Annotated in this window: 13 protein-coding genes and 1 pseudogene; all 14 read right to left on the minus strand. The window is 39.5% G+C overall.

Annotated features, from left to right (window positions below; genetic code table 11):
- Window positions 1-454 precede the first annotated feature (454 nt).
- The gene (locus tag ACJ28U_RS00230; protein ID WP_407618009.1) at window positions 455-1252 is read right to left on the minus strand and encodes a DUF3883 domain-containing protein; all 798 of its coding nucleotides are present in this window, start codon (window positions 1250-1252) and stop codon (window positions 455-457) included.
- Entirely contained in the window at window positions 1239-2333 is a 1095-nt protein-coding gene (locus tag ACJ28U_RS00235) for a DNA adenine methylase (RefSeq protein WP_407618010.1), read from the minus strand. The genes ACJ28U_RS00230 and ACJ28U_RS00235 overlap by 14 nt, the downstream gene beginning before the upstream one ends.
- An 84-nt stretch (window positions 2334-2417) precedes the next feature.
- Complete coding sequence (locus ACJ28U_RS00240) at window positions 2418-2831, minus strand: ArpU family phage packaging/lysis transcriptional regulator (protein WP_407618011.1); 414 nt, start codon at window positions 2829-2831, stop codon at window positions 2418-2420.
- Between the two features lie 275 nt (window positions 2832-3106).
- A complete protein-coding gene (locus tag ACJ28U_RS00245; protein ID WP_407618012.1) occupies window positions 3107-3442 on the minus strand; it encodes a YopX family protein in 336 nt (111 codons plus the stop codon).
- Window positions 3426-3770, minus strand: a complete 345-nt coding sequence (locus ACJ28U_RS00250) for a hypothetical protein (protein ID WP_407618013.1) — start codon at window positions 3768-3770, stop codon at window positions 3426-3428. The genes ACJ28U_RS00245 and ACJ28U_RS00250 overlap by 17 nt, the downstream gene beginning before the upstream one ends.
- Window positions 3770-3922 carry a hypothetical protein gene (locus tag ACJ28U_RS00255; RefSeq protein WP_407618014.1) on the minus strand — a complete coding sequence of 51 codons (153 nt, stop codon included), beginning with the start codon at window positions 3920-3922 and terminating at the stop codon, window positions 3770-3772. The genes ACJ28U_RS00250 and ACJ28U_RS00255 overlap by 1 nt, the downstream gene beginning before the upstream one ends.
- Window positions 3919-4116 (minus strand): hypothetical protein, encoded by a 198-nt coding sequence (locus ACJ28U_RS00260; RefSeq protein ID WP_407618015.1) that lies wholly within the window; start codon window positions 4114-4116, stop codon window positions 3919-3921. Before ACJ28U_RS00260 ends, ACJ28U_RS00255 begins: the two co-directional genes overlap by 4 nt.
- Before the next feature lie 2 nt (window positions 4117-4118).
- The gene (locus ACJ28U_RS00265) at window positions 4119-4358 is read right to left on the minus strand and encodes a hypothetical protein (RefSeq protein ID WP_407618016.1); all 240 of its coding nucleotides are present in this window, start codon (window positions 4356-4358) and stop codon (window positions 4119-4121) included.
- Window positions 4358-4492: a hypothetical protein gene (locus tag ACJ28U_RS00270; RefSeq protein WP_407618017.1), complete on the minus strand. Its 135-nt coding sequence runs from the start codon at window positions 4490-4492 to the stop codon at window positions 4358-4360. Before ACJ28U_RS00270 ends, ACJ28U_RS00265 begins: the two co-directional genes overlap by 1 nt.
- On the minus strand, window positions 4492-4659 hold the full coding sequence (locus ACJ28U_RS00275) for a hypothetical protein (RefSeq protein ID WP_407618018.1): 168 nt from the start codon (window positions 4657-4659) through the stop codon (window positions 4492-4494). The genes ACJ28U_RS00270 and ACJ28U_RS00275 overlap by 1 nt, the downstream gene beginning before the upstream one ends.
- Window positions 4659-4892, minus strand: a complete 234-nt coding sequence (locus ACJ28U_RS00280) for a hypothetical protein (protein ID WP_407618019.1) — start codon at window positions 4890-4892, stop codon at window positions 4659-4661. The genes ACJ28U_RS00275 and ACJ28U_RS00280 overlap by 1 nt, the downstream gene beginning before the upstream one ends.
- Window positions 4889-5176 carry a hypothetical protein gene (locus ACJ28U_RS00285; RefSeq protein WP_407618020.1) on the minus strand — a complete coding sequence of 96 codons (288 nt, stop codon included), beginning with the start codon at window positions 5174-5176 and terminating at the stop codon, window positions 4889-4891. The genes ACJ28U_RS00280 and ACJ28U_RS00285 overlap by 4 nt, the downstream gene beginning before the upstream one ends.
- Window positions 5177-5224: 48 nt before the next feature.
- Window positions 5225-5593, minus strand: a complete 369-nt coding sequence (locus ACJ28U_RS00290) for a hypothetical protein (RefSeq protein ID WP_407618021.1) — start codon at window positions 5591-5593, stop codon at window positions 5225-5227.
- 2 nt (window positions 5594-5595) lie between these two features.
- Window positions 5596-5806 (minus strand): annotated as a pseudogene (locus tag ACJ28U_RS00295) (hypothetical protein); the annotation flags it as partial.

Here is a 5806-nt window from a genome sequence, read left to right on the forward strand (position 1 = left end):
ATCAAAGTTTATCCTTAATAGTTTTGAGTATGTACGCCAGACATAGCAACTGGCAGTGTCGTTTAAAACAAATACAAGGAAGATTATCCTTTAATTTATTTTGTGCTATGTGATGCATGTGGTCAGGATTTGCACCTGACATGATTGTTGTTTATGAGCATTGCTCAACGGTCCATTCGATAATTGTTGATCAATCAACTACCAACAACCTAGCCACTGCGTCTACCTATTCCGCCACACATGCTTTATTTAAACTTTGGTACTATATCATAATAACTTGGACTGCCCGCACCTTGCATGCGGCACTTATGCACCGTATACGCGATATTGAAATTCCTCATAATTATTGAATATAAAAAGCCGGAAAATCCATCAGATTTCCGACCTATTTGTTAATTGCTGGATTACAACATACCTGAAATAAAGGGGCTGCTAATCCATTATAAATTTAAAACTACTTCAAAATTAGTTTTTTACTAACTTTATAGGTTACTGCATCAAAATTGTAGTTGGATAACAAATCTTTTGCAGAAATCACTTCGATACTCCCTTGATTGTTCTCAGGATCAAAGTTATACACCCGATAAATATAAAGATCATCTTGGTCTTTGTGTAATTCGAAAAACAGTTTTTCATTCTGCGTCATATAGAAAGGTGTATCTAGATTGCTCTTTGTCGTTTTAACTTCGATATAGCGTACAGATCCATTATTATTTAGAGAAAGAATGTCGAATCCTGCGCCATCACCTTGTGCAAGGCTCAAATGAATAATTCTGTTTGTATCATCCATAGCAAATTGTAGTACCCTATTCGTCTCGTATCGAAGAGCAAATTCTTCGCCAGCCTGTCCAATAATATCTCTACTATCATTTAAACTTGACCAATCAATTTTACGTGTACTAAACCGTGACTTAATATTTTGTTTCTCCTGTAGCTCTTCATCGTTGATCGGCCTTAATGTTCCTTGTGTATTTAAACCTGTTAAAATGCTCCATTTAGCAATTCCGTCACGTTTATCAATTTGGTAAAAATCAAAGTAAGTTTGGACTTTCTCTTTTTGATGAGACACAATATTTCCGATTCGTTGTTTTATCGAGGGTTCATTTCTACTATTAGACATTTCTTGTTCGTCGTCTTCATCAAACAACATCACTGTACCCAAAAGTTGTTTAACTTCACTTGTAGTCAACGTCCCATACTGTTCTAATAATAAACTAACACCCTTCCTAATCTCGTCTTCAGTTGTCGCCATTTTTAACATTCTCCAATTTATAGTTTGTAATAATCAAATGCTCTACCTTTTGATCATTTCTATTTTTAAAGTTTACCGAGTAATTCTTATCAAATTTATTCAAAAATAGATTTTTATCACCATATAGTTCCTCTATGAATGGCGTTGATTTTATGACCATCATCCACTTTGACTTTTTTATACCAACAAGTGACGCATGCAACCGTCTTTGCTCTGCAGCATCAAAGATATGTAAGTTGTAGGTACTGAACTCCGAATCGTATGGCGGATCAAGAAAAATAAATGTATCTTCTTCATCGATTAACGCATCCGCAAAATCCCCAACCAACAATTCTGTGTGTGCTAACTTATTTATCACTTTAAGATCCGTCATTTGAATATATCTGTCAAAAAATTTCTTCTTAGAATAAGAATTCCCACCGAATGGAACATTAAACTCTCCCGAAGCATTGTATCGGAACATTGATGAATAAGAATACTCTCTAAGAAATAGATATAAAGCAGTTTTTAGCTGTGGATTTTTTGAAAATGCCGTTATGTTGTAGATTGATCTAAGATCTGTATATATGGCGGATCCAATTACGCCTAGTGCATTTTCATATAAATTCTTTATCTCAGCATTTTTTGAGACACGCAGTAGCGATTTAATCTTTCTCTTTGTACTATTCAGAATTTCATTATCCAACAAGCCCTGTCTATCGCTCAACCAATCCACACCTTCATATAAGGCATTATATATGTTGAAATCCGTTACTTCCTCATTTGAAAGAGAAGTCGTTAAAATTTGCTCAATCTCTCCGGCAATAGCAACCTTTAGTTCCCAAATATCTGCAATGTCTTTGATGTAGTTAAGAAATATCGGATCTTGTTCTTGTGTATAAATATAGACTGACATTAATTCAGATGAATAGTCATTAACGATCCATCTGTCAGCCTCAGTTGCCCAAAAAACTGCCCCTCCTCCTAAAAATGGCTCGACATAATTAGAAAATGTGGGGAAAAATTTTTTAAAATATTTATATTCAGAACTTTTCCCACCAGGATATTTAAATAGAGGCTTCAATATTACATTATTTTTCAAAAGGCCTCCTCCTTTTAGAAATCTACTAAAACAGTTTATTGTAACAGTATATTCAATTTCATACTATATATACACTGTATTTTTTTATTCTTTAACTCGCAGATCATAAACATCGGCAAACTTATCAGCGAACAACAGAAACGCTTCATCGATAATCTCTTGGCCACGTCGAGTGCTGTAACCAGTCAGCGCTTCTACTTGCAACCATTCTAAGTGTCGAACATAGCGCAACCACATGAAGTGTCTGTGTGGCTGTGTCATAACCTTGATGGCATGGACAACGGCATCGTAGTAGTACACAGCGTCAGTGTGGTTGGTAAATCGTTCATCGTTAGCATTACCAAATGATCGCGCACTTGGCATATCTGAAATTTCAACTGACTTCAAATCAACATATCCCATATCAGCCATGTTCACGATACGTGGCCACTCACTTTCAAAAAAACCTCGAACCGCTTCTCTTGTTGCCTTCTCATTCACCGCTGGTAAAAGCGCCATTCCTACGTCCTCCGAACCATGTTAAAATGAACTTACCTTAAATTCTTTTACATGGCGCTGGACTTCGGTCTGGCGCTTTTTGTTTACCCTTCCTCTACCCAATAGTAGTACCCTACTAGCCATTTACTGACCATATGCTTCACTAGCCATTCGCTACTTGTTCGGTACGCCTGCCGCTTATCTGTTGTACGCAGCATTACGCGCTTGCCTTCTCGGTCATAGCCTAGCTTGAAATAGCCCTGCCTGTCCCTCAAATAGTGGTAAGTTCGCATTCATCAATCCACCGCCTTAACTAATTCTGGGTTTTCGTGAATGTTCCCTATGACTTCATTAAGGTGCACGTCGCTTAAGAAGTTGTCAGCCACAAGCCACATTCCATCCAAGAATTTCACCTTGCCAATAACAAATCCATCATCAACGTCCTTCAACAGATCTCCCTCGTAGATTTCAACTCCGTTAATATCAGTCATGCCCGTAAATTGCTCTAATACATATTTATCTGGATTCATGCTTTGCAAAGAAAGCACTTTGTTTCCATAGACAAATTTCTGACCGAATTTACTTCCACTAAATGGTGTGTGCCATGCCCTAAACTTAATTTCTCGTGCCATTACTCTCCACCACCTTAATTAATTCTGGATGCAACCACGCCAGCATCAACTGCTTACTATCGGTTTGATATTCATCTAGCAACCTGTCTAGCGCATGATCATTAAGCTCATTTGTGAAGGTTAACGCATTAACGAAGTACTCAAAGTTATTAACACGCTTACCTTCTTCTTCGAGTTCCTTCTTTTGTAGCGTAAACAATTCTTTTTCGGCTTTTGTCATCTCAACGGTTGGTGCGTACGTCTCACGTAACTCTTTCAGCACCTCAAATAAATCTCGGCGTCCAAAATCGCGTGCCCCTAACTCATTTATCGCTTCATCAAATGTCATTAATACACCTCCACAAATCCCACTCCATTAAGGTAGTGTGGCTCAGCCTCTTCAAACTCACCTGAATGTGGCGCTACGTCCACCATAACTTCAACCTCGCCATGCAATTCCCGCAGCCGGTCAAGTCGATCCATGAATTCGCTAATCTTCATTTTTCTTCACCACCTTCGTCACTACTTCGCATGTGATATACCTTCAAATATGCATCACGCCATCCTTCTACCGCCGCTACTGCACGTTGTGCCTTGCGTTCGTATTCACGTCGCGCTTTATCAGCTTTATATGCCCAGTATGCATAAATACCAATTACAATCCACATGATTGCCTCGCTAATCACATGTGCCATTCTTATTCCCCACGTTCCATAAAATAATCAACAATCTGTTCAACTGTCATATCACGTCGCATTGCGTTTTCAGAATTCGCAAACTTAATTAAAATTTCGCGCACCTGCGTTTCATAATATCCAACAAACTTCATTGGAAAACCAGAATGAATTTCCGCTTCTGGTTCGTCCCACGCATTTTCAATAAATACATCGTCATCAAGATAATCGATCTCGACTGCTTTAATTCCTGCAATTGCCATTAGTCTTCCTCCAACTTAATCTGTTCCAACGCCTCTTGCGCTACCTGATAGCCAACATCTTTACGGAACTCGTACCAATTCGTGTAATCGCGATCCTGTGCGTACTCGTTCATCTTCTTGCCCGTAATGCGCATTACCATTCCTCCCGTTCAAATACTGGCTTAACTGCCATGACTTGATACGCCTTGCCATGATATTGCACCAGCAACTCATCTAGATCATCACCTGTTGCAACTGGTGTGTGGTGATTGTTTCCCATGCTCATGTTGAATACTACATACGTTGGCGTTTTCTTACCCATTACTCATCACCACCCTTTAACCAACTCACTGACTTGCCATATAGTTTGCTCATCTTCAAATACAGGGCTTCATCAGGAGTTTCCATTCCGAACTCGTATGATCGCAAATCTCCCAAACTAGTGAGACCTAACTTTGACCATGCGCTGTTTTGAGCGATGCCAGCCATCCTCCGACCATCACGTAGCCGTGAAATTTTCATGCTTAAAAATTCCTTATCTTCATGCTTATTCATTTTCCAAACTCCTTTACTGCTGCGCTAACCAAGTTCTGGTTAATTTGCGCTTCATAATAATCAGCAAAATGATCCATAACGTCATTGATGTTAGATAAATCCGGCGACTTATAAGCTAAAATATCCCACAGGCTGACTTCACCCTGTACAGTTTTAACCTTCAAACGCATAGCCACATCATTGTGAAATACAAACTCCACTAGTTCAGAAACATCACTCATTGTCATTTTTTCAGCTTGTTTCACAACCAGCGTCTGCAAATTATATTTTTCATTCATATTCATACGGGCTTACAGTCTTTTCACCCTTGGCTGTTTGTTGTCTGTACAAGCTTAGTGGCCATTCATATACGCACTAGCCAACAATTCAGGTTGACCAATCAAATACCAGTCAGTCGGCTTTGAGCGTAGCCATTTAACGAAACCAGTTAGTGTCTCGCGATAATCATTAGCGATTGCCTCTGCCAATTCATGTGGCACGTCTGGCAAATCTTCCGCTCGCGTCATATGTGGCAACTTCTGTCCGTTGTACTCGATCCAGATGTCTTCTGACTTAACCCCAATCTGTCCCATGTAATGTTGCTTATCCATGAAATCTTGTTGTGCTTCATCGTAGGTCATACCGTTCCAGTAACGTGTTTCACCCATGAAATTAGCCACGACCGCGTATCCACGGTTCACATATTGCTTCTCTTCGTTCATTATTAAACCTTTCTGACATCATCAAGCTTGTTCGTCGTGATGATGTGCTTAATATCCTTCGTAATTAGTCGTGACAAGACCGCCTGGTCGTATTTCAACGCCAATCCGGTCAAATCATCGTTTGACGTGATAATCGTCGCCTTGCCTCTTCTAGCGTCCGCTAATTCAAATAGCATTGACGACACGGTCTCTTTTGCTTCGGCCTGTGTCTCT

The sequence above is a fragment of the Weissella sp. MSCH1 genome (assembly GCF_045799135.1).
Lineage (GTDB): Bacteria > Bacillota > Bacilli > Lactobacillales > Lactobacillaceae > Weissella.